The sequence below is a fragment of the Flavobacterium sp. NKUCC04_CG genome, from assembly GCF_019345525.1.
GTDB lineage: Bacteria > Bacteroidota > Bacteroidia > Flavobacteriales > Flavobacteriaceae > Flavobacterium.
This window is the reverse complement of the sequence record NZ_JAHKRA010000005.1, coordinates 117266-142885: the sequence shown is the minus strand read 5'-3', so window position 1 is coordinate 142885 and position 25620 is coordinate 117266. Positions and strand designations below refer to the sequence as shown.

23 protein-coding genes, 1 tRNA gene and 1 pseudogene are annotated in these 25620 nt (G+C 35.2%); 20 read left to right on the top strand and 5 right to left on the bottom strand.

Annotated features, from left to right (window positions below; translation table 11 throughout):
• Positions 1-126: 126 nt before the first annotated feature.
• The gene (locus KO524_RS05700) at positions 127-1005 is read left to right on the top strand and encodes an alpha/beta hydrolase (protein ID WP_219291537.1); all 879 of its coding nucleotides are present in this window, start codon (positions 127-129) and stop codon (positions 1003-1005) included.
• 401 nt (positions 1006-1406) lie between these two features.
• Entirely contained in the window at positions 1407-1532 is a 126-nt protein-coding gene (locus KO524_RS15415) for a hypothetical protein (protein WP_255555156.1), read from the top strand.
• Positions 1533-1563: 31 nt separating this feature from the next.
• Here the strand turns inward: KO524_RS15415 and KO524_RS05695 are convergent, their stop codons facing one another.
• Together KO524_RS05695 and KO524_RS05690 are read right to left on the bottom strand one after the other, a co-directional pair.
• Positions 1564-1968, bottom strand: a complete 405-nt coding sequence (locus KO524_RS05695; protein ID WP_219291534.1) for a hypothetical protein — start codon at positions 1966-1968, stop codon at positions 1564-1566.
• Between the two features lie 53 nt (positions 1969-2021).
• Entirely contained in the window at positions 2022-2726 is a 705-nt protein-coding gene (locus KO524_RS05690) for an SDR family oxidoreductase (RefSeq protein WP_219291532.1), read from the bottom strand.
• A 442-nt stretch (positions 2727-3168) separates the two neighbouring features.
• Between KO524_RS05690 and KO524_RS05685 the strand changes: the two genes are divergently transcribed.
• The 4 genes from KO524_RS05685 to KO524_RS05670 all read left to right on the top strand — a co-directional run bounded on the left by KO524_RS05685 (position 3169) and on the right by KO524_RS05670 (position 8282).
• Entirely contained in the window at positions 3169-4401 is a 1233-nt protein-coding gene (locus KO524_RS05685) for an MFS transporter (protein WP_219291530.1), read from the top strand.
• Between the two features lie 10 nt (positions 4402-4411).
• Entirely contained in the window at positions 4412-4948 is a 537-nt protein-coding gene (locus KO524_RS05680) for a hypothetical protein (protein WP_219291527.1), read from the top strand.
• 127 nt (positions 4949-5075) lie between these two features.
• A complete protein-coding gene (locus tag KO524_RS05675) occupies positions 5076-5951 on the top strand; it encodes a pirin family protein (protein WP_219291523.1) in 876 nt (291 codons plus the stop codon).
• Positions 5952-6092: 141 nt separating this feature from the next.
• Positions 6093-8282 carry a DPP IV N-terminal domain-containing protein gene (locus KO524_RS05670; RefSeq protein WP_219291519.1) on the top strand — a complete coding sequence of 730 codons (2190 nt, stop codon included), beginning with the start codon at positions 6093-6095 and terminating at the stop codon, positions 8280-8282.
• 79 nt (positions 8283-8361) lie between these two features.
• On the opposite strand, the gene KO524_RS05665 is transcribed toward KO524_RS05670, so the two are convergent.
• Positions 8362-9276, bottom strand: a complete 915-nt coding sequence (locus KO524_RS05665) for a bestrophin family protein (protein ID WP_219291514.1) — start codon at positions 9274-9276, stop codon at positions 8362-8364.
• 679 nt (positions 9277-9955) lie between these two features.
• Here KO524_RS05665 and KO524_RS05660 point away from each other — a divergent pair.
• Genes KO524_RS05660 through KO524_RS05650 form a run of 3 tightly spaced genes read left to right on the top strand, consistent with a single transcriptional unit; the run spans position 9956 to position 11214 of the window.
• Complete coding sequence (locus tag KO524_RS05660; protein WP_219291513.1) at positions 9956-10594, top strand: peroxiredoxin; 639 nt, start codon at positions 9956-9958, stop codon at positions 10592-10594.
• A gap of 17 nt (positions 10595-10611) precedes the next feature.
• Complete coding sequence (locus tag KO524_RS05655; protein WP_219291512.1) at positions 10612-10920, top strand: co-chaperone YbbN; 309 nt, start codon at positions 10612-10614, stop codon at positions 10918-10920.
• 36 nt (positions 10921-10956) lie between these two features.
• Positions 10957-11214, top strand: a complete 258-nt coding sequence (locus KO524_RS05650; RefSeq protein ID WP_219291510.1) for a hypothetical protein — start codon at positions 10957-10959, stop codon at positions 11212-11214.
• 75 nt (positions 11215-11289) lie between these two features.
• Here the strand turns inward: KO524_RS05650 and KO524_RS05645 are convergent, their stop codons facing one another.
• Positions 11290-11817 carry a hypothetical protein gene (locus KO524_RS05645; RefSeq protein WP_219291507.1) on the bottom strand — a complete coding sequence of 176 codons (528 nt, stop codon included), beginning with the start codon at positions 11815-11817 and terminating at the stop codon, positions 11290-11292.
• Positions 11818-11936: 119 nt separating this feature from the next.
• A complete protein-coding gene (locus KO524_RS05640; RefSeq protein WP_219291504.1) occupies positions 11937-13328 on the bottom strand; it encodes an MFS transporter in 1392 nt (463 codons plus the stop codon).
• 84 nt (positions 13329-13412) lie between these two features.
• Here KO524_RS05640 and KO524_RS05635 point away from each other — a divergent pair, with 84 nt between their 5' ends.
• The 11 genes and pseudogenes from KO524_RS05635 to KO524_RS15510 all read left to right on the top strand — a co-directional run.
• Complete coding sequence (locus tag KO524_RS05635; RefSeq protein WP_219291501.1) at positions 13413-13805, top strand: helix-turn-helix domain-containing protein; 393 nt, start codon at positions 13413-13415, stop codon at positions 13803-13805.
• A gap of 105 nt (positions 13806-13910) precedes the next feature.
• A complete protein-coding gene (gene tpx / locus KO524_RS05630; RefSeq protein WP_219291498.1) occupies positions 13911-14411 on the top strand; it encodes a thiol peroxidase in 501 nt (166 codons plus the stop codon).
• Positions 14411-14779 carry a diacylglycerol kinase family protein gene (locus tag KO524_RS05625; RefSeq protein ID WP_219291495.1) on the top strand — a complete coding sequence of 123 codons (369 nt, stop codon included), beginning with the start codon at positions 14411-14413 and terminating at the stop codon, positions 14777-14779. The genes tpx and KO524_RS05625 overlap by 1 nt, the downstream gene beginning before the upstream one ends.
• An 18-nt stretch (positions 14780-14797) precedes the next feature.
• Entirely contained in the window at positions 14798-17263 is a 2466-nt protein-coding gene (locus KO524_RS05620; protein WP_219291492.1) for a DNA translocase FtsK, read from the top strand.
• A 4-nt stretch (positions 17264-17267) separates the two neighbouring features.
• Entirely contained in the window at positions 17268-17912 is a 645-nt protein-coding gene (locus tag KO524_RS05615; RefSeq protein WP_219291488.1) for an outer membrane lipoprotein carrier protein LolA, read from the top strand.
• 9 nt (positions 17913-17921) lie between these two features.
• Positions 17922-19379, top strand: coding sequence for an LptF/LptG family permease (locus tag KO524_RS05610; protein WP_219291486.1), 1458 nt, complete (start codon positions 17922-17924; stop codon positions 19377-19379).
• On the top strand, positions 19372-20508 hold the full coding sequence (gene ribB, locus KO524_RS05605; protein ID WP_219291484.1) for a 3,4-dihydroxy-2-butanone-4-phosphate synthase: 1137 nt from the start codon (positions 19372-19374) through the stop codon (positions 20506-20508). The genes KO524_RS05610 and ribB overlap by 8 nt, the downstream gene beginning before the upstream one ends.
• 143 nt (positions 20509-20651) lie before the next feature.
• A tRNA-Ser gene (locus tag KO524_RS05600) sits at positions 20652-20739 on the top strand.
• A 1349-nt stretch (positions 20740-22088) separates the two neighbouring features.
• Positions 22089-23237: a hypothetical protein gene (locus tag KO524_RS05595; RefSeq protein WP_219291480.1), complete on the top strand. Its 1149-nt coding sequence runs from the start codon at positions 22089-22091 to the stop codon at positions 23235-23237.
• A 1346-nt stretch (positions 23238-24583) separates the two neighbouring features.
• Positions 24584-25138, top strand: a complete 555-nt coding sequence (locus tag KO524_RS05590; protein ID WP_219291477.1) for a hypothetical protein — start codon at positions 24584-24586, stop codon at positions 25136-25138.
• 198 nt (positions 25139-25336) lie between these two features.
• Positions 25337-25563 (top strand): annotated as a pseudogene (locus KO524_RS15510) (XRE family transcriptional regulator); the annotation flags it as partial.
• Positions 25564-25620: the final 57 nt, after the last annotated feature.

Below are 25620 nucleotides of genomic sequence, written 5' to 3'. Positions count from 1 at the left end.
GAGGGACTTACTCTTTACAATTCAATTTCAAATTAAAAATAAATACGATCACGCAAATACTATAGCAGTTGGGCATAGCATGTCGGAAAAATTTCATTAATTTGACTTTATTTCCAATTCTTACAAATGAACTATAAATTAGCATGGTTACCGTTGGCATTTATCAGCCTTATCGCTTGTAAATCTCCAATGTCTACTTACTCAGAAAAATCAGAATCCCCTATACAAAACATTGAAAAAGACTTTGTTTTGGGCAAAACCATAAACTTGTATTCTGAATTACTTCAAGAAGACCGTACTTTAAATATATACCTACCGGAAGATTACAACTCCGATAAAGCTTATCCTGTCATTTACCTGTTAGACGGTTCTGCAGATGAAGATTTTATACCCGTAGTTGGATTGGTTAAATACAATACTTTCTCTTGGATCAATCGCATACCAGAAAGCATAGTTGTTGGTATTGCTAATACTCAAAGAAAACGGGATTTCACTTCATTAACCACGATAGCCTCCCAAAAAGAAATGATTCCCAACAACGGTGGGTCCGAAAAATTTATCGCTTTTCTGGAAAGCGAATTACAGCCTTATATCGAAAGCCGATATAATACCTCTCCTTCAAAAATGATCATCGGTCAATCCTTAGCAGGACTTCTGGTAACCGAAATGCTATTGACCAAGCCACAGCTCTTTGATAAATACATCATCATTAGTCCGAGTTTATGGTGGAATGACGGTGCCTTATTAAAAATGGATTCCCCTATCCTAAAAGCGGACTATAAGAAGCCGACAGCTGTTTATATAGGCGTTGGAAAAGAAGGCTCCATAGACGGTTCTAAAAACCATATCATGGAAGAAGATGCCGAGAAGTTGGCAAACAAAATAAAGTTGGGTTTATCCGATGAAGTAAAAGTCATTTTTGATTTTTTACCGGAAGAAGATCATGCTACCGTAACACAGCCAGCAATCTTTAATGCCTTTCGCGCCTTATATCCTAAAAAATGAGTTACTAACAACGAGTTTCCCTCCTAATTAAAACGTATTACTTATTTAGTTGTTTATTCATTTTAATTAAAGTTTTTATTTAATACAACATATATAAATAATTGTTATATAATCTATTAGACATTGGCGATAGTTTTTATCTATGAGGTTAAAACTTCTAAAACGTCTTGTTGTATTCTAAAAAATCCATAGGGATTCTATAAAGGTTTTACTAAGTAGATTTAAATAACGCAAGCTTTTTAAGAGCTAGTAAAGAGTAGTATTACGGGCTTATTATTTGGGAAGATCATTTTTAGTACTTAGCTTTGATTACTCCCTGTAACCAGTTTTACATAAAAGATGAACATAAAAGAAATACTTGCTAACAGTGCACATCGTCCGTGGAGTTTACCAAAAGGAAAATGGTAGAGTTAAACTACTTAGACTTGACTTATACAATAGGTAAACTGCATCTCAACAGCATGCCAGACCTATTCAACTATTCCAAAGGCATTCAGGTTATTGCTTGGAATAGAGAATTGGTGTAAGTAAGGCTTATGTAAAATAGAAAATGCCGCGTTATTTCTTAACCAATGCTTTGTTTAAAAAATCATTGAGTTGATCAAACAAATCTTTTGGGTTTGAATATAATATTTGTACGTCACTGATACCGGCTAAGGTCGTTGAATGTTCTGCTTTTATGTGGCGCATATAGATAATGGGCTTTTTCTTGGCTTTGGCATATCCGGCTTCTATTCCAATTCCAATGCCCTTATAAGTACATTCAGCTAACAAAAAGCTACAGCGATCAATTTCAAGCATTGCTTGATGCATCATTTCTTTTTCATTATTCTCGTCAAAAGAATATTGATCTACAAAAATCATGGTTTGAACATTGACTCCGTTTAAAGCCATTCCAATAGCAATAAGTTCTTTACTTAAATTTTTTCGATGTTTGTAATTGACTGCTATATATGCTTTCATTTTTGCTTTTAAATTTTTGTGGCAAATGGTTGTTTTTAAACGCGATTACGCGACTATTTTGTTTTGGTAGGTCTAATTTCAATCTTGCTAGGCAATACATTGGGATTCATATGCAACAAATCAAGTATCAATTGCCCTACATCTTCGGGTTGAATTTTCCATGAATCCGCTTCATTCGGAAGGTGATTGTTGAAATTGGAAGTGACAGAACCAGGTAAAATAGTAGAAACCTTTACATCTTTGTCACGTAAATCCAACATAGCAGCTTGTGTAAACCCTACCACTCCAAACTTAGATGCATTATAACCCGAACCGCCAGCAAAAAAGTTAATTCCAGCAAGACTGGCTATAGAAATAAAGTATCCCTTTTGTTTTTTTAGATCTTCCACCCCGGCTTTTAAGGTGTGAAATACACCTGTTAAATTGGTGTCAATCATGTCTTTCCAATCGCTAATACTCAATTCATCAACAGAAGCAAATTTACCTAAACCCGCATTGGCAATTACAATATCCAATTGCCCAAAATGATTCTTAATTTCAGCAACAGCATTTACTTCATCTTGATAGTCACGTACATCAGAACGCAAACCGATGATTTGATCGGTGCTACCGATTTTGGCAGCCGCCTCTTGAGCATCGTCTAAATTTCTACCCGAAAGCGCTACGCGATAACCCGCTTCCACCAAAGCTTTGGCTATTCCAAATCCTATTCCTTTTGTTCCGCCTGTGATATATGCAACCTTAATTGGGTTCTTCATGATTATGTTTTTATTTAATTAATAAAAATTCTTTCCTATACAGTCAAATTTAAAGTTTTTGATATGATTTTTATCAAAATAATCAAATACTTGAAAGAGACTACCTATTTTTTAGGGCACCTTTTATTAATCTGTAAAAGTACCTCTATTCCCCGAACCGTGTACCGGTTTATCAGAAATAAAGCTTTAGTAATTTACAAAATTAATTTTAAACTAGAAAATCATTAAAACTTTTTTAAGCTTGTAGTGTTTAGAATGCGAACAACTATTAAACAAAGCTGATAAATTGCATTTCTATTAAGATTATCCCTACAAAAACAAGGAATACACAACTAGAATTAGTCCGCAAATAGATTTTAATTAAAATGCTTCAAGTTGTTAAAAAACTAAAAAAGACTCCTTAAATTGCAAAGGTTTTTCCTGATAATTGACGAAGCTGTTTATGAAAAAAATCCTACAAATTTATATAGATTCCTACAAAGGTCTTTCCGCAGCCTCGTGGATGCTGGCCTTTGTGATGTTGCTCAATCGCTCCGGTTCTATGGTTTTACCATTTCTAGGTGTTTATATGACTGGTAAGCTGGGGTTTAGTCTCGAAAATTCGGGTTATGTATTGGCTTGTTTTGGCGTAGGGTCCTTAATTGGTTCTTTTTTCGGTGGTTGGCTGACCGATAAAATCGGTAATTTTAAAGTTCAAAGTTTAAGTTTGTTTTTAAGTGCTCCGATGTTTGCCATCATGCCGTTATTTGATACCCCCATCGGATTGGGCTGTATTATGTTAATTCAAAGTACCATTAGCGAAGTATTTAGACCAGCAAATTCAGTAGCTATTACGGTACACGCTCGACCGGAAAACATTACCCGAGCTTTTTCACTTAATCGTATGGCTATCAATTTAGGCTTTTCGATTGGTCCGGCTATGGGTGGTATCCTAGCTTCTATATCTTACGCCCTATTATTTTACGTGAATGCTGTAGCGGCCTTTTTAGCGGGCTGTTTGTTTGTATATTTCTTTATCAATAAAAAATCAACCAAGGAAATCAATCGAGATCAACAACGCGAAATCTCGAATCCCGAGATGGTTAAACCAGAGCGTTCGCCTTATAAAGACGGTCCCTTTATACTGTTTAATCTCTTTTGTGCGTTTTATGCCATTGCCTTTTTTCAGTTGTTTAGCACGCTACCCATTTTTTATCAAGAAATTGGAAAGTTAAGTCAGTTTGATATCGGTATTATTTTGGGATATAGCGGTTTGATTATTTTTATACTCGAAATGCTGCTGGTGCATATAGCAGAAAAGAAATTGACGGTAACTCAAATTATTGTATTTGGTGTTTTTCTTACGGGAATTGGTTACGGTATGCTTGCTTTTGCACACGGTATCTTTATCATTTATGTTTCCATGACCTTTTTGTGTTTTTCCGAAATGTTAGCACTCCCCTTTACTTCTACCGTAACGGCTTTGCGTTCGGGAATAAACAACAAAGGTGCCTATATGGGTTTCAATGGATTGGCATTTGCCTCTGCATTTGTTATATCGCCTATATTGGGAACTAAAATTGCCAAACTGTACAATTTTGAAGTACTGTGGATTGGTACAGCCTTATTAAGTGTAATTTCTGCTATAGGATTTTACTTTGTATTACAAAAAATGTTAAAAACAACTAACGACTAAAAATTTATATATGGAATTGAATGAAATAATCATTTCTGAAAATGCTTTTAACAGCACTGATCCTTATCAAGTTATTCTTTCCAATATATCCGTAATCAATGTTTTACGAGAAGAGGGAATTGAAGATTCAGAATTATTTGATGACGCATTAATCAGCTATTTAGTAGATTATTACTTTACACAGACAACAGCTGGCGGATTTTCTCAGTTTGTATGGAATACAAAATGGTCCGAGGAAATCAATGAATTAATCGCAGTCGGATTAGAGTCGATGCATGCTGAAGCTCACTTAGCCTATTTTGAAAAACAACAACGTAGAATGAAGGCCTTAAGTAGCGTTAAGGCAAAGAAATTCTTTGATCAAGCTTTTTCCGAAAAAAACCCGATAAAATCGACTATAGATGACGCTAGTTTTAGCAGTTTGGATGAAAACCTTATAGAACTGCATTCGGAATGGCTTAAAAATCACCCACAGTTAAAAGTTTTATCCATTGATGCGATGTTTAGTGAGTTAGAAAAACTTGTAGGACATCCCATAGCGCGATAACACTATTTATATTTTAAACTGCGACCTGCTTTTTATTAAAGTATACGGCTTTTTTGGCTATCTTAGTACAACTACGCGCGAGTAAATCTTGGTAGTTCTATAACGTCTATTTTAAAACAAACCAATTATGTCAAACATTGCATTTATAATCGAAGAAAGACCTGCGGATATCGGGAATTTTCTAGTTGGTCGTTTATTGCCTTTTCGTCAAAAACGTTCGGTAGGCCCCTTTGTATTTATTGATCATATGGGACCAACAGAATTAAAAGACTATGAAAATTTAGACGTACCTCCACATCCACATATCGGACTGGCTACACTCACCTATCTATTTGAGGGAAGTATTATGCATAGAGATAGTTTGGGTACGGAAATCGAAATTACGCCAGGGGCTGTAAATTGGATGACAGCCGGCAAGGGAATTACCCATTCAGAACGAACTCCTGAATATTTGCGTCATTCCGACAAAAAACTACACGGATTACAAATTTGGGTGGCTTTACCAAAGGAACTCGAACATATGGAGCCTTCCTTTGCACATATCAATGCAGAAGCATTACCGTCATGGAATAATGATGGTGTGGCTTATAAATTGATTGCCGGTGAACTTTTTGGTAAAAAATCGACTGTTCCAGTATATAGTCCCCTCTATTTTTTAGAAATCAAAAGCAGTCAACAAACAACGATTAATTTGGGTGCAGACTTGTTTGGTGAAAGTGGTATGTATATTTTGGAAGGCAGTGTTCAAAGCGAGGGAAATACATTTGAAGCCAAACACATTCTGGTTGCCAAAGACAGCCAATTGTGCGAATTTGAAATGGCTCCCAATACTACGGTATATATTTTTGGTGGTGAAATACTACCGGAACCAAGACATATTGAATGGAACTTTGTTTCTACAGATTTAAGTACCATCGAAAAAGCTAAGGCAGACTGGATCGCACATCGTTTTCCAAAAGTTCCTGGAGATGATGGTTATGTGCCGCTACCCCAACCCAAATAATGCCGATAACCTCTATCGCTGTTTTGTAAACAGCATGCCGTCCAAAAATAAAACCGTTTCATCTTAAACTACTTTTTGGATCTATCAGTTGCTGAGTTGCTTGCAAAAAGCTAAATTAGCGACTTAAAATTATATTACACAATGAGAAAAACATCTTTATTAGTATTTCTGTTGGCGGGTCATTTGTTATTTGCGCAACGAAATCTAACTATAGAGGAAGCAACATCCGGTAATTTCACAAAGTTTGCTCCGAAAACCATTACAGCTCCTCAATGGCAAGATCAAAATCAATTGAGTTATTTGGATGCCACTTATCAGAATTTGATGAGTCGAAATCAATCCAATAAATGGAAAGAAACCGTTTTGATATCTAAGGCTGATTTGCAAAGCGCCATTGACAAAACCTTAAATGAGTCGGGTATAAACCTTAGAATTTTCCCTTATGCGTATACTTGGAAAGATGCAAAAACATTGACGTTTACAGCTACAGGAAAAGACAATATGTACCACATTGAATACGATTTGGCTTCCAAAAAAATTAGTAACTTTTTTAAGTTGGACAAGCTCGCTAAAAACCAGATTGTTTCATCAAAAGGAAACTATATGGCTTGGTTAAACGACAACAACATTGTGATTTCTGATCGTAACGAAAAAAATACGGCAATAACTAATGATCCTGCTTTAGACATCATTAATGGTAGTAATGATACCCACAGACAGGAATTTGGTATCGATCGCGGTATGTGGTGGAATCCTACAAAGGATCAATTGCTTTACTATAGAAAAGATCAAAGTATGGTAAGCTCCTATCCCTTAGTCAATTTTGGAGCTCGTGTTGCGGAAGTAAAAAATATTAAATACCCGATGGCGGGTATGACTAGCGAGCAAGTTACTTTAGTGGTTTATGACATCAAAACTCAAAAGAAAGTAACCTTACAAACCGGTGAGCCCAAAGAACAATTTTTAACTATGGTTACTTGGGATCCAAAAGGCGAATACGTTTATGTTGGGCTACTCAATCGCGAACAAAATCACATTCAAGTAAATCGTTATAATGCAACGACAGGGCTTCTTGACAAAAAGTTATTTGAGGACAAATCAAATACCTATGCAGAACCGTCCCATGCTTTGACCTTTGTACCGAATAAAAACAATGAGTTTTTATACCTTACTGAAAAAGATGGTTTCCGTCAAATTTATTTATACAACACCGATGGTAAAGAGCTGAAGAAATTGGGATATAAAGACGTTGTAGTCAAAGAGATATTGGGTTTTGATGCAACTGGAAAAACTTTATATTATGTAGGTACTAGCAACAGAGGATTGGATAGACAACTTTATCAAGTATCCTTAGCAAATCAAACCACAGAGCTGCTAACGACGCTATCTGGAACACATAACATTCAAATGAATGAAAACAAAACGGCTTTCTTAGATCAATTTAGCAATACAACAACACCTAATGAAATCAGCATAGTAGATACAAAAACCAAAAAAGCGGTTGAATTAGTTAAGTCGCCAAATCCGTACGAAGGAACCGTAACGCTTCCGAAAATGGAAATGGTTACCATAACAGCTGCTGACGGTCAGACACCCCTAAATGGTCGATTGATCTACCCTGCCAATTTTGATGCTACTAAAAAATACCCAGTAATGGTATATGTTTACGGTGGACCTCATGCGCAGTTAGTTCAAAACAAATGGTTGGGTGGTGCTAGTTTATTTGACTATTATATGGCTCAAAACGGTTATGTTGTTTTTACAGTTGATAATAGAGGAAGTGACAATAGAGGTCGCGATTTCGAACATGTTATACACCGAAAACTGGGTGAAAATGAAATGGCCGACCAATTAAAAGGAATAGAATTCTTAAAATCTAAAGCCTTTGTTGATGCCGATAAAATTGGAGTTTACGGATGGAGTTTTGGTGGTTTTATGACCACTACCCTTTCGATAAATCATCCGGAAATCTTTAAAGTTGGAGTTGCTGGAGGACCTGTTATGGATTGGAAATACTATGAAATCATGTATGGCGAACGCTATATGGATACACCTCAGGAAAATCCAGAAGGCTATGAAAAAACAAGTTTAATCAATAAGGCAGATAAACTTAATAATCGTTTACTCGTTATTCACGGTGCTCAAGACCCTGTAGTGGTTCAACAACATTCGATGGAGTTTATAGAGGCCTGTATCAAAGCGGGTAAACAAGTCGATTACTTCCTCTATCCTACACACGAACACAATGTATCCGGTAAAGACCGCGTGCATTTAAACCAAAAAATTGCTGATTATTTCTTTACTCACCTTCAAAGACCGTCGGTGAATTAAGATTCATTACTATACTAAAAGAGGTTATCCATGTTTTGGGTAACCTCTTTTTTATTTAAACGTATTTGAAAACAAAAATCTATGTCAGTACAAAATCACGGTTATAATCCATCACTACAGGCAAAGGCTTATCGGCTAATTCACAAAGACTGTATTCAATATTTTGACACATATTATCAAGTGCCAAATCGTTTTCATCATAACCAAAAGGTTCTGCTATTTCATCGACTATGGCATCCAAAGCCATAAAGGAATACCCCACAAAAGTTACAAAAAACGGCATGGCCCAACTGATGGTATCTATCAAGCCAAAGGGCAACATAAAACAGTATATATAAACCGTTCTGTGCAGTAAAACAAAATAGACAAACGGAATACGGGTATGTAAAATTCTTTCACATCCGCCTAGAATAATGGATAGTTCGTTGATGTTTTGATCGATCCGAACCTTTTCAATCGAATCCAGCTTACCCGCTTTATGCTGTTCTTGCAACCAGCGAGTCAACTCATTTAAAATGATTGTCGGTTTATACTTTTTATCGGCTAAAAAATCACAGAAATCACTTGGCAATAAACGCCTCATTTCTAACATTACATCTTGAGAACGCAATTGACCTTTTAAAGCATATGTAAAGGCTACGATTAAATCGATGCTGTAAGATTGCTCTTTTTTGGACGTATCTACGTAATTGAGCAATTGAAACGCCAAGGAGCGGGAATGAATAACCAGACTTCCCCATAATTTGCGCCCTTCCCAAAAACGCTCATAAGCCGCAGAATTACAAAATCCAAGAAAAATGGCTAATGAAATCCCCATCAGCGTGAATACCGTTACATTTAGCGGAAATTCGGTTTTTGGAAATTTTAAATGGTAAAAATAAATACCCCAAGAGAAGATAAATAACAGCAATAAAACTGGGTATATCTTTTTTAGTACGGAACCTTTCCATGAAAATAACATACGTAAAATAGTAGTTCGATATCTAATTATCATCGTATAGAGTTTAGCTTGCAAAGTTACGGACATCTCATAAAAAAATCGCTACTTCTATCGGTAGATAAAAATAGCGATTATAGGATGCCTCTAAACATCAAAACAACATTTAATCGAAATTAAACTAAAATCAGAAAACAGAAATAAACCAAACCGGTGGTTTGATAAAAAATCAATACTTCTTGATTTATATAAAGTAAATATATAAAATTTATATAAAAAAAACAAGCTATTTGTAGCTACTATACTAAAAAATAAAGCCAAAAAATCTTTAATATCTCAGTTCCATTAATTTATACTTTTAAAAAAATGATATTTTACTAAAAAAAGTAATTAAAATACGGTTGTTGATGATAATGCTTTTTTTTCTATTTGGATTGTGAGGATTGGAACTTATAAATTTAATTTAAATAACCATGCTAAACCCAAATATGATTATAAAGCTTCTCTATCTATCAAGCTGAGATTTGTGTTTTAATCATTTTTATTCTTTAGCAATTAAGCTTATCTTTATGATCAAATTACAAAACAAGCTATACTAACGATTTTGTTCTCGCTAGTGAACGATAGAGTATTCTTATTCTATTATAAAAAATCATAATCGAAAACAATTGCTAATCGCTTTTTGAAGTCTTAATTTTGTAATAGAAATTTAATAGTAATCATAAAACATAAAACCATGTCATTAGTAGGAAAAAAATTCCCAAACATTACAGTAGATGCTATCTCGGAAATGGGAGATGATTTAAAAATTAACGTATTTGAAGAAGCTACCAAAAACAACAAAAAAGTAATTTTGTTTTGGTATCCTAAAGATTTTACTTTTGTATGTCCAACAGAATTACACGCTTTTCAAGCTGCTTTGCCAGAATTTGAAAAGAGAAATACTATGGTAATTGGAGCGTCATGTGACACTAACGAAGTTCATTTTGCTTGGTTAAATACAGCAAAAAACAACGGTGGTATTGAGGGTGTTACTTATCCAATACTTGCTGATACTACACGTAACTTATCTAACGTATTAGGTATCTTAGATGTTGAAAGTACAGAATACAACGAAGAATTAGACGCTGTTATCATCAACGGATCAAATGTAACTTACCGTGCAACTTACTTAATTGACGAAACTGGAAAAATTTTCCATGAATCGGTTAACGATATGCCATTGGGAAGAAATGTAAACGAATACATCCGCTTGATTGATGCTTATACTCACGTACAAACTCATGGAGAAGTTTGTCCTGCAAACTGGGAAGAAGGAAAAGAAGCAATGAATGCCAATAGAGATGGTGTTGCTTCTTACTTAAGCCAAAACTAATTTTAAAAATAAAAAACATGCTAATAGAATTAGATCAAGACAATTTACAAGAAATTGTAAATTCAAACGAAAAAGTAGTAGTACAATTTTCAGCCTCTTGGTGTGGAAACTGTAGAATTATGAAACCTAAATTCAAAAAATTGGCAACAGAGAAAGAAAACATAACTTTCGTAATTGCCGATGCGGAGAATTTTCCAGAATCAAGGAAATTAGCCGACGTATCTAACTTACCAACATTTGCTACTTTTGTAGGAGGAGTATTGAAAAATCAAACTCAAACAAACAAAGCTGATGTACTAAGTGAATTAGTAAACGAAATAGCTTAATTTCTCTATTAATATTAACTCATAAGTCCTATAACTATGAAATTACCGATAATCAAACATTTAACAGAGTTTATTGAAGAAAACGATCAAGATTATATTATTGAAACTCTGGAAGTATTAGAATCACTTACAGAAGTAGCTTCTTTAAAAGACGACGAATTAGATGTTATTGGCGAATTAATTTCCAATATGTATGGTGCTATTGAGGTCCATAAAATGATCAAAGAAGGCGCTAGTAAAAAAGAAGCATTAAATGCGTTTATGCAACGTGTCTTAGGATCTATTGATAAATAATTTGATTCTTTCGCTAGATCAAAAAAGCCCTCAATCGAGGGCTTTTTTATTTTATAACTGTAGTAAATTTGCCGTTTAATGGGTTGGTATTTTGACCGGTTCCGATTTGGCTTCTCCATCCAACAACTTAAAGAGTACTACTTCAAAAGGACTGGCAGCCTTTATGTCGAGTTGTATGGATTTCGCTTCCTGCTCTTTTCCCACCGAAATTGCGATAATTACAGGGTTTTCCGGAGAAATAACCATAGTAAGGGTGTCTAGCTTGACTTGATCCATCAACAATGCTGTAACGCGATTGTATTTTTCTGCATTGACCAAGTAAGACTTGCCGAGCAGCATTTTTTTATCGCCTTCTTCCAGCTTGTATTGATGGCTCTCAATTTTATAAAAATCCCCCATCTTCTTTCCTGTGTATTGGATTTCCTGAACTGTCTTTAAATTGGGATTGATGATTTCAACTTTAAAAGGCATTTCTTTTACAATTATTTCTGAAGATTCTATCAAATCGTAGTTTTGCTTTTCTTTTTTATCACTACAGGACATACCTACACTCGCAATCAATAACAAACACAAACCGCTAAGGCTACTCTTATTTTTAAACATATTTTGTTGTTTTAACATCGCTAAATTACAAAAAACTATTTTAGATTTTTTACCAAAATTCAGGTTCTCTCCATCCATCGTAGTTTAGATTCATTAAAAAACAATCCAATCGCTTTTGACTAAATTTTCTTTTTACGGCCGGTAATGATAAAAATCAATACAACACAGATTAACAAACCTATATTAAGCCAATTCGTTGCTTGATAAGCACTTAAATACGATACTTTATTTTCAATAATATTAAAAAACATCCCAACAATAACCGCTATACCCAAAGCAATAGCAATTTGCTGTACGGTCAAATATACACCAGAAGCAGTACCGACCAAAGCAGCTGGTATATCGCGTATAGCCACGGTTAACATACAGGGTAATACCGTTCCACAACCCAAACCATACACCAATAAAATAGTGTAAATCCATAGCTCAGAAACATCAGTAGTACTAAAAACAAACAGATGTCCCAACAAACCAAGTATCATAATAGTCAAACCAATCAAAATTAATTTCTGCCCTAAACGCGCTAATAATTTTACAGCTACAATAGAAGCTATTACATATCCTATACCTTGAAATACAAAATAATAGCCCGTTTGAGTTGAACTAACACCTAAACCATATTGCAGGTATAAGGCGTTGACAAAAAAGTAAGTATCTTGTACCATAAAGTAAAAAGCCACTGCAGTTAAACCCCAATTGAAATCGGTAAAGGCGAAAACATTAATATCGATTAAAACTTCTTTGGACTGTTGTTTTCGGCTGCGTTGATGGAATACAAATACTACCGCTAATACCAAGCTGATTCCCAACATGATCAAACTCCACCAAGGCCAATTCTTTTCGCGTCCTTCAATCATCGGATAAATGAATCCAACCAACATTAAAAGCAATAGTATTTGGCCTCCAAAATCAAATCCTTTATTAAACTGTTTGTCACTCTCGGGAAGTAGTTTATAACCGTAAAAGATTGCTACTAAACCCACGGGTATATTAATAACAAAAATCAGCCTCCAACCTTCAATAACACTGTGAATATCGGGCAATAAGCCTCCTAAAAACTGACCGATTACCGATGCGACTCCCGCTATACTCCCGTAAATTCCGTATGCCTTAGCTTTTTCATGCTGATTTGTAAAGATAATCGGAATCAATGCCAAACCTTGAGGAACCATAAATGCAGCACTTACTCCTTGCAGTAAACGCGACAAATTAAGCTGCAGCGCGGTTTGTGATATACTGCAAAATGCTGAAGCAATGGTAAAGACCAACATACCCATTAGATATACGCGTTTTTTCCCGTAATAATCTCCCGCTCTACTCCCAGCAATTAAAAATCCGGCATAACCGATTACATATAAAACAACGATCAATTGTGAATCGGCATCAGTTGCTTGCAAGGCCGTTTTAATTGATGGAATCGCGACATTAACGATAAACAAATCAATAACACATAAAAAAATAGCCATAGAGACTAAAATTAAGGCGATCCATTTTTGACGAGATTGTTCCATAATCCAGCGGTTTTTATGTAAATTTGATGCAAAATTAAGGTATAATAAATAGATTAACAAGCAGTTATATAAAGCATACTTAGTATGAAAAAACAGACTAATAGTGACGATCAAGGGGTTAGCTCCCCAAAAAAAATCGAATTAAAGCCGGATAATTTAGAATTGGTATCGCTTTTTAAAGTTATAGGCGGAAAATGGAAAATCCTATTGATTAAAGCGGTATCTCATCAATGTCCCAAAAGATTTGGAACCTTAAAACGCGATATGGAAAACCTGGCTCATGGCACGCTAACTGCTCAATTAAGAGAATTGGAACGCGACGGTATCGTGCAACGTGAAGTCTTTGCAGAATCACCACCTCGTGTCGAATATAAACTAACGCCATTAGGGATTACGTTACTTCCGGTAATCCAAACCCTTGAAGATTGGTGGACCAGCTATAGCAATGTAAAACCATCGTCTGAAACACAGGACTAGAATCATTCAAAATATCACAAAATCAGGCATATAAATAAAATGAAAGCGAAACTTCCAGACTCGGATAAAAATGCCTAATTTTGAATTTTTAAAACGACAAATATTATGGCTACAATTACACTAAAAAACAACCCTATTAATACCGTTGGTCAATTGCCGGCAGTAGGTACAAAAGCAGCTGATTTCGAATTGGTTAAAACCGATCTTTCAACAGCGTCTTTAAAGGATTTCGAAGGAAAGAATATCGTGCTTAATATTTTCCCAAGTATTGATACACCAACGTGTTCTGCTTCGGTTAGACATTTTAACCAAGATGCTTCAAAATTAAACAACACCGTTGTATTGTGTATTTCTCGCGATTTACCCTTTGCTCAGGCGCGTTTTTGTGGTGCCGAAGGTATTGAAAACGTAGTGATGTTGTCTGATTTTAGAACAGGTGATTTTGGTAAAAACTATGGTTTAACGATTGTCGATGGGCCCTTAAAGGACTTGCATTCACGTTGTATCGTTGTTTTAAATAATGATCACCAAGTGATTTACGAAGAACAAGTTAGCGAAATTGCTAATGAACCAAATTATACCAAAGTATTCGAAGCATTAAAATAATGATCAACTTAAAATCTTTTGTGTTTGGACGAATTAAAAGCGTTAAATATGCCTTTATAGGGCTGTATCGCTTAGTATCTCAAGAACACAGTATCATTACTCAATTATTTATTGCTGGACTGGCAACCATAGCAGGTTTTTATTTTAAAATCAGTAACACCGAATGGATGATGCAAATTTTCTCTATCGGATTGGTATTAAGCATGGAAGGTCTGAATACGGCAATTGAGGAAATGGCCGATTTTATACATCCCGATTTTCATAAAAAAATTGGACTTATCAAAGATGTGGCTGCTGGTGCTGTAACAATTTCTGCACTTACAGCCATCATTATTGGTATCATTATCTATTACCCAAAATTGTTTTAAAAAGAATTTTTTATACTGATGGCGAAAACAAAAAACGAGACGACTAAAAAAAAATCCAATAAAACTACCCCGGAACAACCGATGCCAAATACTTCGGTGATGAATAACAGTAAGTTTATCATTTCCGTAATCCTAATTATCTCGGCAGTAGCCCTCTTACTTAGTTTTATCTCGTATTTTATTACGGGATATTACGATCAAAGTAATGTAGATTTATTGTCTGAAAGAAATGAAGTGGTTTACAATTGGCTAGGAAAAATCGGTGCCTATTTATCACACTTTTTTATCTATGAAGGTTTTGGATTGGCTTCCTTTATCTTTGTTAAGATCTTGATTTATGCCGGATTGTTTTTATTTTTTGGAATTGCCGCCAGCAGATTTAAAAAAATCCTTTTTTGGGATTTGTTTTCAATTATCATCGCATCGGTTATTTTGGGATTCTTTTGGAGCAGCAACCCGCTTTTGGGTGGTGTAATCGGTTTTGAAATCAATATGTTTTTACAGGATTATTTAGGAAAAACAGGAACCATATTGTTGTTGATCTTTTCTTTTGTAGTCTTTATTATTTTTAGATTAAAAGTATCCCCTACCGGCTTAAGAGATAAAATTCAAGATTTTTCTATTAAAAAAGAATCAGATTCCATAGCCGAAACGGTTTTGGATAATGAAAATGATGGTTCTCAACCCGAAGTAGAATCCAAAAATTCTTTTTCGATCAGCGAAGAAAAACCAACGCCAAGCGTTGCGCCAAAGACAACACAAAATCAACCTAAATCCATTTCATTAGACGTGGATCATAAAGGGTTTAAACCCACTATAGAACACAGCTCGGAAATTGATTTTAACAAAAATCAAGCGACCAAGTCTGATATGCAGGTATCCCCTGCTGAAATGGACAAAGAATTGCTTATCGAAGCCGTACAAGAAGAAGCTACCGTAGAAGAGAATTTAGCCGCCAAGCTCGTTCAGGATTTCGGAGTATTTGATCCTACCTTAGAATTGTCCAACTATCAATTTCCAACCATTGAATTGCTAAAGGATTACGGAACTGGAGGCATTACTATTAATCAAGCGGAACTGGAAGAGAACAAAAACAGAATAGTCGAAACCCTGAGAAACTATAAAATTGACATTGCTCAGATAAAAGCTACAGTCGGACCTACAGTGACCCTATATGAAATTGTACCCGAGGCCGGTGTTCGTATATCTAAAATAAAAAACCTAGAAGACGATATCGCTTTATCTCTATCTGCATTGGGAATCCGTATTATCGCACCCATACCTGGAAAGGGTACTATTGGTATTGAGGTACCCAATAAAAACCCATCAATGGTATCGATGCGCAGTGTTGTTGCTTCACCAAAATTCCAAAACGCCGAAATGGAATTACCTATCGCTTTAGGGAAAACCATTTCCAATGAAACCTTTGTAGTCGATTTGGCTAAAATGCCCCATCTATTAATGGCTGGTGCAACCGGACAAGGTAAATCGGTAGGTTTAAATGCCGTTTTAACCTCTTTGCTATACAAAAAACATCCGGCCGAAGTAAAATTTGTGTTGGTTGACCCGAAAAAGGTAGAACTGACTTTGTTCAATAAAATTGAACGTCATTACTTGGCTAAATTACCCGATTCTGGCGATGCTATTATTACGGATAACACCAAAGTAATCAATACATTGAATTCACTTTGCGTAGAAATGGACAACCGTTACAACTTGCTAAAAGATGCAATGGTTCGAAATATCAAAGAATACAACGATAAATTTAAACAACGCCGACTAAATCCTGAAAACGGACACCGTTTCTTGCCCTATATCGTATTGGTTGTTGATGAGTTTGCGGACTTGATCATGACTGCTGGTAAAGAGGTAGAAACCCCTATTGCCCGTTTGGCTCAGTTGGCTCGTGCTATTGGTATTCACTTAATCATCGCTACCCAAAGACCATCGGTAAACGTTATTACAGGTATAATCAAAGCCAACTTCCCTGCTAGAATAGCTTTTAGAGTTACGTCAAAAATTGACTCCAGAACCATTTTGGACAGTCAAGGTGCTGATCAATTGATCGGTAGAGGAGATATGTTATTTACACATGGAAACGAATTGGTACGTGTTCAATGTGCTTTTGTTGATACACCTGAAGTAGAACGCGTAACTGATTTTATCGGTTCGCAAAAAGCCTATGCCGATGCTTATTTGTTACCGGAATTCTTCGGTGAAGAAAGTGGCACAAGTCTTGATATTGATATCAGTGATCGCGACACTTTGTTTAGAGAAGCTGCAGAAATTATAGTTGTGGCACAACAAGGATCTGCTTCTTTATTACAACGTAAGCTAAAACTGGGATACAACCGCGCTGGAAGAATTATCGATCAACTGGAAGCTGCAGGAATTGTGGGCCCGTTTGAAGGTAGTAAAGCTCGTAGCGTTGCTATTTCCGATTTAGCCGCACTGGATAACTTTTTTAAAGACGAACAAAACTAACCACATGAAAAACCTATTTACCTGTCTATTGCTAAGTCTTTGCGTATTTCAAGCCCAAGCTCAAAATAGCGCCAAGGCCAAAGCACTTTTAGACGAAGTTTCTACCAAAATAAAAAGTTATAACAATATAGTTATAGACTTTAATTATAGCGTGCGTAACAATCAAAATAACAGTAACCAAGACAGTAAGGGAAATCTTACCGTTCAAAAGGACTTGTATGAGTTTAATTTTATGGGTATGACAAAACTGTTTGACGGCAACAAAATATATACTATAATTCCCGAAGATGAGGAAGTTACCATCAGCAAATACAATGCGTCGGATTCCGATGCACTAACACCATCTAAAATATTGGTGTTTTTCAACACGGGTTATAACTACGCATGGGATATTTTACAAAACATACGCGGTCGTCAGATTCAGTACGTCAAATTAACACCAACCAATTCAAAATCAAACATCAAGGAAGTTTTGTTGGGTATAGATATTAAAACAAAAAACATTTACAATAAGATTGAAGTGAATAAAGATGGATCAAAAACCATTTTAACCATTAATTCTTTTAAAACGAATCAAGCATTATCGAAAAATCATTTTAACTTTACGGAATCAAAATACGCTAATTATTATATTAATAAATTAGACTAAACTTCTGGAGTGAAAATATTAGACCGCTATATATTAACGACATTTGTATCAACACTGGGAACGGTGTTTATCATACTTTACTTTATTTTTATCCTTCAAGGGGTTTGGCTTTTTATTGCCGATTTGGCCGGAAAGGATTTGGATATATGGGTAATTCTACAATTCCTACTATTCTACTCGCCTAAGATGATTCCGTTAGTATTACCCTTATCGGTTCTATTATCGTCAATTATGACTTTTGGAAGTTTTGCTGAAAATTACGAATTTGCCGCAATGAAATCTTCGGGTATTTCGCTTCAAAGAGCGATGCGGGTTTTGAGTATTTTTATTGCTTCTCTGGCTTTGCTTTCATTTTGGTTTGCCAACGATGTCATTCCCAAGTCCGAATACCAATTTATCAACCTGAGACGCGAAATTCTTCAAACCAAACCGGCCATGGCCATTGCTGCGGGTCAGTTTAATGATTTGGGGAAAATCAATATCAAAATAGATAAAAAAACGGGTAAAAAAGGAGAATATTTAGAAAATGTCACCATGCATATCAAGTCTAATGTGGGCTATGAAAACAAAACGGTTATCAAATCGTTAAACGGTGAATTGGCTACTCTTGAAGATTCCAATATTTTGCAACTCCACCTACTCGATGGTAATTATTACGAAGAAGTAGAATCCAAAACCTACCAACAGGCCCAAAAGGAACCGTTTATAAAAACTAAGTTTGAGAAGTATACCATTAACATCGATCTAAATAGTTTTCAGGACAACTCTGAAGACAGTGAAAAAATCACCAATACCAATTCGATGTTAAACGTAAGAGAGCTCAATTATACGATTGACTCTTTGCAAACCACTTTGGTTAAGGAAAAGCTTTCCAATACGGAAAACCTCGCTATGCGTACTCAAGGTGCTTTTGACTATGGTAAGCGAATGGATAGCAAGCGTACTTTTGTCGCAGTAGCTCCTAAGGACCTTCTAACTGAATTTGAGCCCAAAACACAATTGAGAATCATTCAATCGGCGATTGATAACACCTCCAATATGAGTTTTAATGCCGAAAGCAATGATACAGCCATTAAGGATCGTCAAAAATACATCAACAGTCACTGGTTGGCTTTACACGAAAAATTTGTTATTGCTTTTTCATGTTTTCTGATGTTTTATATAGGTGCTCCACTGGGTGCTATTATCCGTAAAGGCGGTCTAGGACTACCTATCGTTTTTGCCATATTGATTTTTATCACCTATCACTTTATCAATACTTTTGGTAAAAAAGTAGCTCAGGAAGACGGGATGACTCCCCTATTAGGTGCTTGGTTGGCCTCGATGGTTCTGACACCTTTGGCTATTCTTTTGACTTATAAAGCCACAAACGACAGCGGTATGTTTAATATGGACAACGTTCTATTACCTATTCAAAACGCTTTCAAAAAAATATTTAAAAAAAACAAACACACTAATCATGTCTAATTCTAATATACAACTCAATACTATTGAGGAAGCGATTGAAGATATCCGTCAAGGGAAAGTAATCCTTGTAGTAGATGATGAAGATCGTGAAAACGAAGGTGATTTTATCGCCGCAGCAGAAAAAGTAACTCCAGAGATGATCAACTTCATGGCTACACACGGTCGTGGATTGATTTGCGCCCCTTTAATCGAAAAGCGTTGTAAGGAGTTGGATTTGCATCCGATGGTTAATAACAATACCGTATTGCATCAAACGGCTTTTACGGTATCGGTAGATTTAATTGGGCATGGATGTACTACGGGAATCTCCGTTCACGACCGTGCAAAAACCATAGCGGCTTTAGTTCATGAGGATACCAAAGCAGAAGACTTAGGTCGTCCGGGACATATCTTTCCATTGATTGCCAAGCAAGGTGGTGTTTTGAGAAGAACAGGACATACCGAAGCTGCAGTTGATTTGGCTCGTTTAGCGGGATTCAAACCAGCGGGTATCTTGGTAGAAGTTTTAAACGAAGACGGTTCTATGGCTCGCCTACCTCAATTGATGTTGGTAGCTAAGAAATTCGACTTAAAAATCATTTCTATTGAAAACCTAGTGGCTTATCGTATGAAGCACGATAGTTTGATTGTAAAAAAAGAAGATTTCGAAATCGAAACGCGTTTTGGAACCTATAGACTAAGAGCTTATTTACAAACGACCAACAAACAAGTGCATTTGGCCTTGACCAAAGGATCTTGGAATACTGGAGAATCTATTTTGACGCGTATCAACGCCTCTACCGTCTATAACGACGTGTTAGGCGCTTTAAGCGGCGATTTGGACGAGAAACTAGAATCGGCTTTCCAAGCGATAAATCAAGCTGGAAAAGGCGCTATTTTGTTTATTAATCAAGAATTGCAAAGTTCTAACTTATTAAACCGTTTGGCCCTTTTAAAAGAGCAACAACAATCTTCGGAAGTTATAGAAGTACCGAAAATGACTACGGATAATAAAGATTACGGTATAGGAGCACAAATTTTACATGATTTAAACATCAGTAAGATCAAATTGATGACCAATTCTGAGCAGACCAAACGCGTTGGTATGACGGGTTACGGCTTGGAAATCGATGAATATGTCACTTTTTAATAAAAAAGTTTTACAGCTAAATCGTTTACCGCAAATAAGTTAAAAAGGACACTTAAAAAATTTGATATTTTTATTGTATTAAAGTTTGTTTAAGTCGAAAAAGCCCCTATATTTGCACTCGCAATTCAGCAATGAAAGGCACTGGAGAAATGGCAGAGTGGTCGATTGCGGCAGTCTTGAAAACTGTTGACTGTAACAGGTCCGGGGGTTCGAATCCCTCTTTCTCCGCCATAAAAATGAAACCCGACCTTGGTCGGGTTTTTTGTTTTATAAAAATGTTGTCGAGCTCGCTCGAAACAACATTTTTGAAAAACAAAAAAACAACGTTACGCAGTAACGGTGTCGTTTTTATGAACCGCTCTCCCCTTACAGGGAACACCGTAGTGAAGCGGAGGTAATCCTGTTTTAAATATTCTACTCACTCAAAAGCGTATTGAAAACAAAAAAAAACAAGGGCAAAGACCGTGTTTTTTCTTTGAACTCACTCCCCCTCCAGGGTTCAAGAATTAATCCCTCTTTCTCCGCAATAAAAACGAAACCCGACCTTGGTCGGGTTTCGTTTTTATGAACCGCACTCCCCTATAGGGAACACCGTAGCGAAGCGGAGGTAATCTCTGACTTGCAAGCTCGCTCGTAAGCACAAAAAGTGGAAAACGAAAAGCAACGTTACGCAGTAACGGTGTCGTTTTTATGAACCGCTCTCCCCTTACAGGGAACACCGTAGCGAAGCGGAGGTAATCCCTTGTTTATCTCCTCTTTCAAACATACCGTAACAGTATCACTTTACCGCTCTCCCCTACAAGGAACACCGTAGCGAAGCGGAGGTAATACTGTCTTTCCCCCTCTTACAAGTGTTATACAAATTTGATGTGGTAAATTCTGCACACTAATGTTTCTCTCATAAAACGCATCTAATATACAAAGAAGCCCAATTCTATCTTGCCAAAGTAAGAAGACCTACTTTAAGAGGTAAACTCTCTATGTAAACATAAAACCCACAACATGATTGAGAGTTCCTGTATTTAATATATAACGTGAAAGGACTCGCGCGGCAGCTGGAGCTCAAGCAAAATTTTGCATTCAAAGTTTGATGCTGCTAACAACCTATTCTCTTCATTTTGTCTTGACACAAAACGAAGCAAAAAGTCAAGACTCTATAAAAAACTCCTAAAATCACTTGACTTCGCCTAAAAGATTTTAACTCCCTACGGTCAAACACAAAATCTTTTTTCGGCTGCGTTGCTGTGATTTCTTAACGGATTTTTTATAAGGCCGAAAAGATTGTGCAAAATTCAAAATTAGAGTAGTAAATATGGTTCTACTATCGCTGTAATTATTTAAAACATTCGTGCGGCAGCGAGGGATTAAACACCAAAACAAACAATAGTAATTAATAATTATTAACCAATAATAAATATGAATTTTTAAATACACTATTATTCGAAATTTATTTTATAAGTTTGAAAGAATAGACTTTTGGTAAATTATAACAGAAAGTAGTAAACATGATTCTTATGATTCCAAAAACTAATATTCGAGTACATCTGACTTTAAGAATTAAAACTGTCTATTTAATATAAATGAAATTGACCCATAAAATTATAAAACTTTTATTTTCACTTTGTGTAATACTCATAGCACAAAATGTTTTTGGGCAAAGAGAGATACAGTCCTATGAAGATATGTTTACGTATGATTATGCACTTAAATACTGTTTGAATTTACCTATAATAGAAGAATTCCCTGATTATTGGTTTTTAGAGAACTTTAAAGCTCCTGCAGGGATAAAAAGTATAGAAATGTATCCTTATGACGACAGAGTTATTTCTAAAAGATATCCTACTGGAACCTTTAAGATTAAGGAACAGTACATTTCGACTAAAGACTTTAAAGTCATACATATTTATGATCCTAAAAATGGTTTTTTAAAAAAAACACTATTATTTCCTCTTAATGAAAGTATCAAAAACAACGACTCCATATTGTACAAAACATATAATTATAAAATTGATGAAAAACATATTTTAATAGATGTATCATATCCCAATTCAGAAGACATGCAAGCCCAATATTTATATAAAAAAAAGACAAATAATTTAGTTCATATAATAAATAATAAGAGAGATACAGTTTACTTTTCATATAAGAATACAGATATAGAAAATTTTGACCTAACAGTCATGGAAATCAAGTCAACAAACATTCACTACCAAATTACGGATTCAATTTTTAAAAATAATTCTGAAAACTATTTGAATTACACACATTCACAAGAATTTTATAATAATAGTAATAATGGTTCAACATGGCTTTTGACTAGAAAACTTCATGTTAATTCAAAATATGTTAGCAGTAGTAAAACAGAATGGAATGATGATTTAATTAGTCTAAATATAGAAACAGAATACTACAGACAAGATATAAAATTGAAATTTGCTTCCAATAAAACAATAAATAACATCAAAATTGAAAGGAATCCTGTGTTGAATTGGGGTAATAACTATTTACGAATAAAAAAATACCTTGGCTTATGGTACAATGAGGTTAAAACCTACAGTCCGACAAGTGATATGAGTTTTAGCTTAATAAAAAAGTCTCAAAAAATGTGGCAATCATATATGTATGGACTTAAAAAAACAAATTCAGAACGTAGCACAAAAACTGGCAGAATAAAAATTAAAAAAGGAAATATTTATCAAAACCATGAACCATTAATAATATACAACTAAGATTATGGCAGTATTTAATACTTCTATAGATTATTAGAGAAAGGATTTGCATATACCGCGTAATGTAGAGCCCCCGCTGCTGCTCAAAATAAAATCCGCCGGCGTCAATCCTTTCGTATGGTAAATTCTCTACATTAATGTTTCTCTCATAAAACGCATCTAATATACATAGAAGCTCAATTCACCATTGCCAAAGTTAGAAGATCTACTTTTAAAGGTAAACTGCCTATGTAAACATAAAACCTACAACATGATTGAGAGTTCCTGTATTTAATATATAACGTGAGAGGACTCGCGCGGTAGCTGGGGCTCAAGCAAAATTTTGCGTTCAAAGTTTGATACTACTAACAACCTATTCTCTTCATTTTGTCTTGACACAAAACGAAGCAAAAAGTCAAGACTCTATAAAAAACTCCTAAAATCACTTGACTTCGCCTAAAAGATTTTAACTCCCTTCGGTCAAACACATTTTTTCGGCTGCGTTGCAGTAATTTCTTCACGGATTTTTTATAAGGTCGAAAAGATTGTGCAAAATTGAAAAGTAAAGAACAAAGTGAAAGTCATGGTTATACTATCGCTGTAATTATTTAAAATACACGTGCGTCAGCGGTGTGCCGGTGCCACTGAACCGCTTCCCCAACAGGGAACGCCCCATCGAAGCGAAGTAATCCTTTCTTTATCACCTTACAACCCCCGCTACCGCACGAATCCCTTCGTGTGGTAATTAAAAAACTCGCCGCTGCTCAAAATAAAATCCGCCGGCGTCAATCCTTTCGTGTGGTAAATTCTGCACACTAATGTTTCTCTCATAAAACGCATCTAATATACAAAGAAGCCCAATTCTATCTTGCCTAAGTCAGAAGACCTACTTTTAAAGGTAAACTGTCTATGTAAACATAAAACCCACAACATGATTGAGAGTTCCTGCATTTAATATATAACGTGAGAGGACTCGCGCGGTAGCTGGCGCTCAAGCAAAATTTTGCGTTCAAAGTTTGATGCTGCTTACAACCTATTCTCTTCATTTTGTCTTGACACAAAACGAAGCAAAAAGTCAAGACTCTATAAAAAACTCCTAAAATCACTATAAGGCCGAAAAGATTGTGCAAAATTCAAAATTAAAGTAGTAAATATGGTTCTACTATCGCTGTAATTATTTAAAACATTCGTGCGGCAGCGAGGGCTTTCTATTCCACAAAAAGCCAATTATGTCGACTTTTTTCTTAAATTTATTCAATTAATTGGTTTTTGCTTAATGTGTCGTTAAATTGAAACTTTTCGCTTCATTTTCCACCACTAACGCCAAGCCCGAAACGTTATCTGTAATCGCAAGTAAACTAACACCAATGAATTTCGAGATAAAAAATAGTGGAGAGATTTCTAATGAATTTTTAAAATTAGGAATTCAAGATTTCACAAGTGCGTGTAAATTCATTTCACTACTTCCATACAAACGAAATTCAAACAAGGAAAATGTATTATGTGTTTTTGAAGATAGTGCAGGAACTTGTAGTACAAAACATTCAACACTAAGGAAATTAGCACTTGAAAATAACAAACCAGAAATCAAATTAATTCTTGGAATTTTCAAAATGGACGCAAATTATGCTCCTAAAATTAAAAAAACACTAGAGGTAAATTATCTAAATTATATTCCAGAAGCTCACAACTATCTAAAAATTGGAAGCGATTATTTTGACTTTACTAATTTAAATTCTTCATATTCTGAAGTTGAAAATCTACTTTTAATTGAAACAGAAATTGAATTCGACGAAATTAATCACCAAAAAATTCAAAAACACAAAGAATTTCTTTCAAATTGGATAAAAGACAAACCACAATTTAATCTTGAGCAGATATGGAAAATTAGAGAAAGTTGCATTACAGATTTACAAAACTAAAAATTGCGACTACAGATAACACCTGTTTTGCAAAATTGCGGATTTGAGGCAGAATTAAAATTTTAGGATAAATTCCGCAAAAGCCAATCATCAGACAAAAATGCCTTAAGTTTAACGAATGAATATCTAAACTCGAGCACATATAATTCAATAACACCCCACTTTAGATCACAGCCATAGAAAGCATTTTAATACAACAAAGTGCCCTTAAAAGCCTTTAAAAACTTCACGAAGAACAAACCGTAAACATTATAGCAAATACATTTACAAATAGTGACAATTTTACAGGATTTGTTTATAACAACTACCCTACTTTCAATCCCATTGAAACCATCCTACAACTTCACCAAGAGAAAATTGCCCTCTACGAGCGCATGCTTACAGAAAAAAACGAAATGATGTTGAGATTAGAATCTCTTTTTTAACAGAAGTAATTATTTATTTCCTACTCCATAAAAACACATAAAACATCAGCATTATGT

Excerpts from the sequence above, each read along its gene's own strand:
- KO524_RS05700 (WP_219291537.1), top strand. The coding sequence starts at position 127 with ATGAACTATAAATTAGCATGGTTACCGTTGGCATTTATCAGCCTTATC.
- KO524_RS15415 (WP_255555156.1), top strand. The coding sequence starts at position 1,407 with ATGGTAGAGTTAAACTACTTAGACTTGACTTATACAATAGGTAAACTG.
- KO524_RS05695 (WP_219291534.1), bottom strand. The coding sequence starts at position 1,968 with ATGAAAGCATATATAGCAGTCAATTACAAACATCGAAAAAATTTAAGT.
- KO524_RS05690 (WP_219291532.1), bottom strand. The coding sequence starts at position 2,726 with ATGAAGAACCCAATTAAGGTTGCATATATCACAGGCGGAACAAAAGGA.
- KO524_RS05685 (WP_219291530.1), top strand. The coding sequence starts at position 3,169 with ATGAAAAAAATCCTACAAATTTATATAGATTCCTACAAAGGTCTTTCC.
- KO524_RS05680 (WP_219291527.1), top strand. The coding sequence starts at position 4,412 with ATGGAATTGAATGAAATAATCATTTCTGAAAATGCTTTTAACAGCACT.
- KO524_RS05675 (WP_219291523.1), top strand. The coding sequence starts at position 5,076 with ATGTCAAACATTGCATTTATAATCGAAGAAAGACCTGCGGATATCGGG.
- KO524_RS05670 (WP_219291519.1), top strand. The coding sequence starts at position 6,093 with ATGAGAAAAACATCTTTATTAGTATTTCTGTTGGCGGGTCATTTGTTA.
- KO524_RS05665 (WP_219291514.1), bottom strand. The coding sequence starts at position 9,276 with ATGATAATTAGATATCGAACTACTATTTTACGTATGTTATTTTCATGG.
- KO524_RS05660 (WP_219291513.1), top strand. The coding sequence starts at position 9,956 with ATGTCATTAGTAGGAAAAAAATTCCCAAACATTACAGTAGATGCTATC.
- KO524_RS05655 (WP_219291512.1), top strand. The coding sequence starts at position 10,612 with ATGCTAATAGAATTAGATCAAGACAATTTACAAGAAATTGTAAATTCA.
- KO524_RS05650 (WP_219291510.1), top strand. The coding sequence starts at position 10,957 with ATGAAATTACCGATAATCAAACATTTAACAGAGTTTATTGAAGAAAAC.
- KO524_RS05645 (WP_219291507.1), bottom strand. The coding sequence starts at position 11,817 with ATGTTTAAAAATAAGAGTAGCCTTAGCGGTTTGTGTTTGTTATTGATT.
- KO524_RS05640 (WP_219291504.1), bottom strand. The coding sequence starts at position 13,328 with ATGGAACAATCTCGTCAAAAATGGATCGCCTTAATTTTAGTCTCTATG.
- KO524_RS05635 (WP_219291501.1), top strand. The coding sequence starts at position 13,413 with ATGAAAAAACAGACTAATAGTGACGATCAAGGGGTTAGCTCCCCAAAA.
- tpx (WP_219291498.1), top strand. The coding sequence starts at position 13,911 with ATGGCTACAATTACACTAAAAAACAACCCTATTAATACCGTTGGTCAA.
- KO524_RS05625 (WP_219291495.1), top strand. The coding sequence starts at position 14,411 with ATGATCAACTTAAAATCTTTTGTGTTTGGACGAATTAAAAGCGTTAAA.
- KO524_RS05620 (WP_219291492.1), top strand. The coding sequence starts at position 14,798 with ATGGCGAAAACAAAAAACGAGACGACTAAAAAAAAATCCAATAAAACT.
- KO524_RS05615 (WP_219291488.1), top strand. The coding sequence starts at position 17,268 with ATGAAAAACCTATTTACCTGTCTATTGCTAAGTCTTTGCGTATTTCAA.
- ribB (WP_219291484.1), top strand. The coding sequence starts at position 19,372 with ATGTCTAATTCTAATATACAACTCAATACTATTGAGGAAGCGATTGAA.
- KO524_RS05595 (WP_219291480.1), top strand. The coding sequence starts at position 22,089 with ATGAAATTGACCCATAAAATTATAAAACTTTTATTTTCACTTTGTGTA.
- KO524_RS05590 (WP_219291477.1), top strand. The coding sequence starts at position 24,584 with ATGAATTTCGAGATAAAAAATAGTGGAGAGATTTCTAATGAATTTTTA.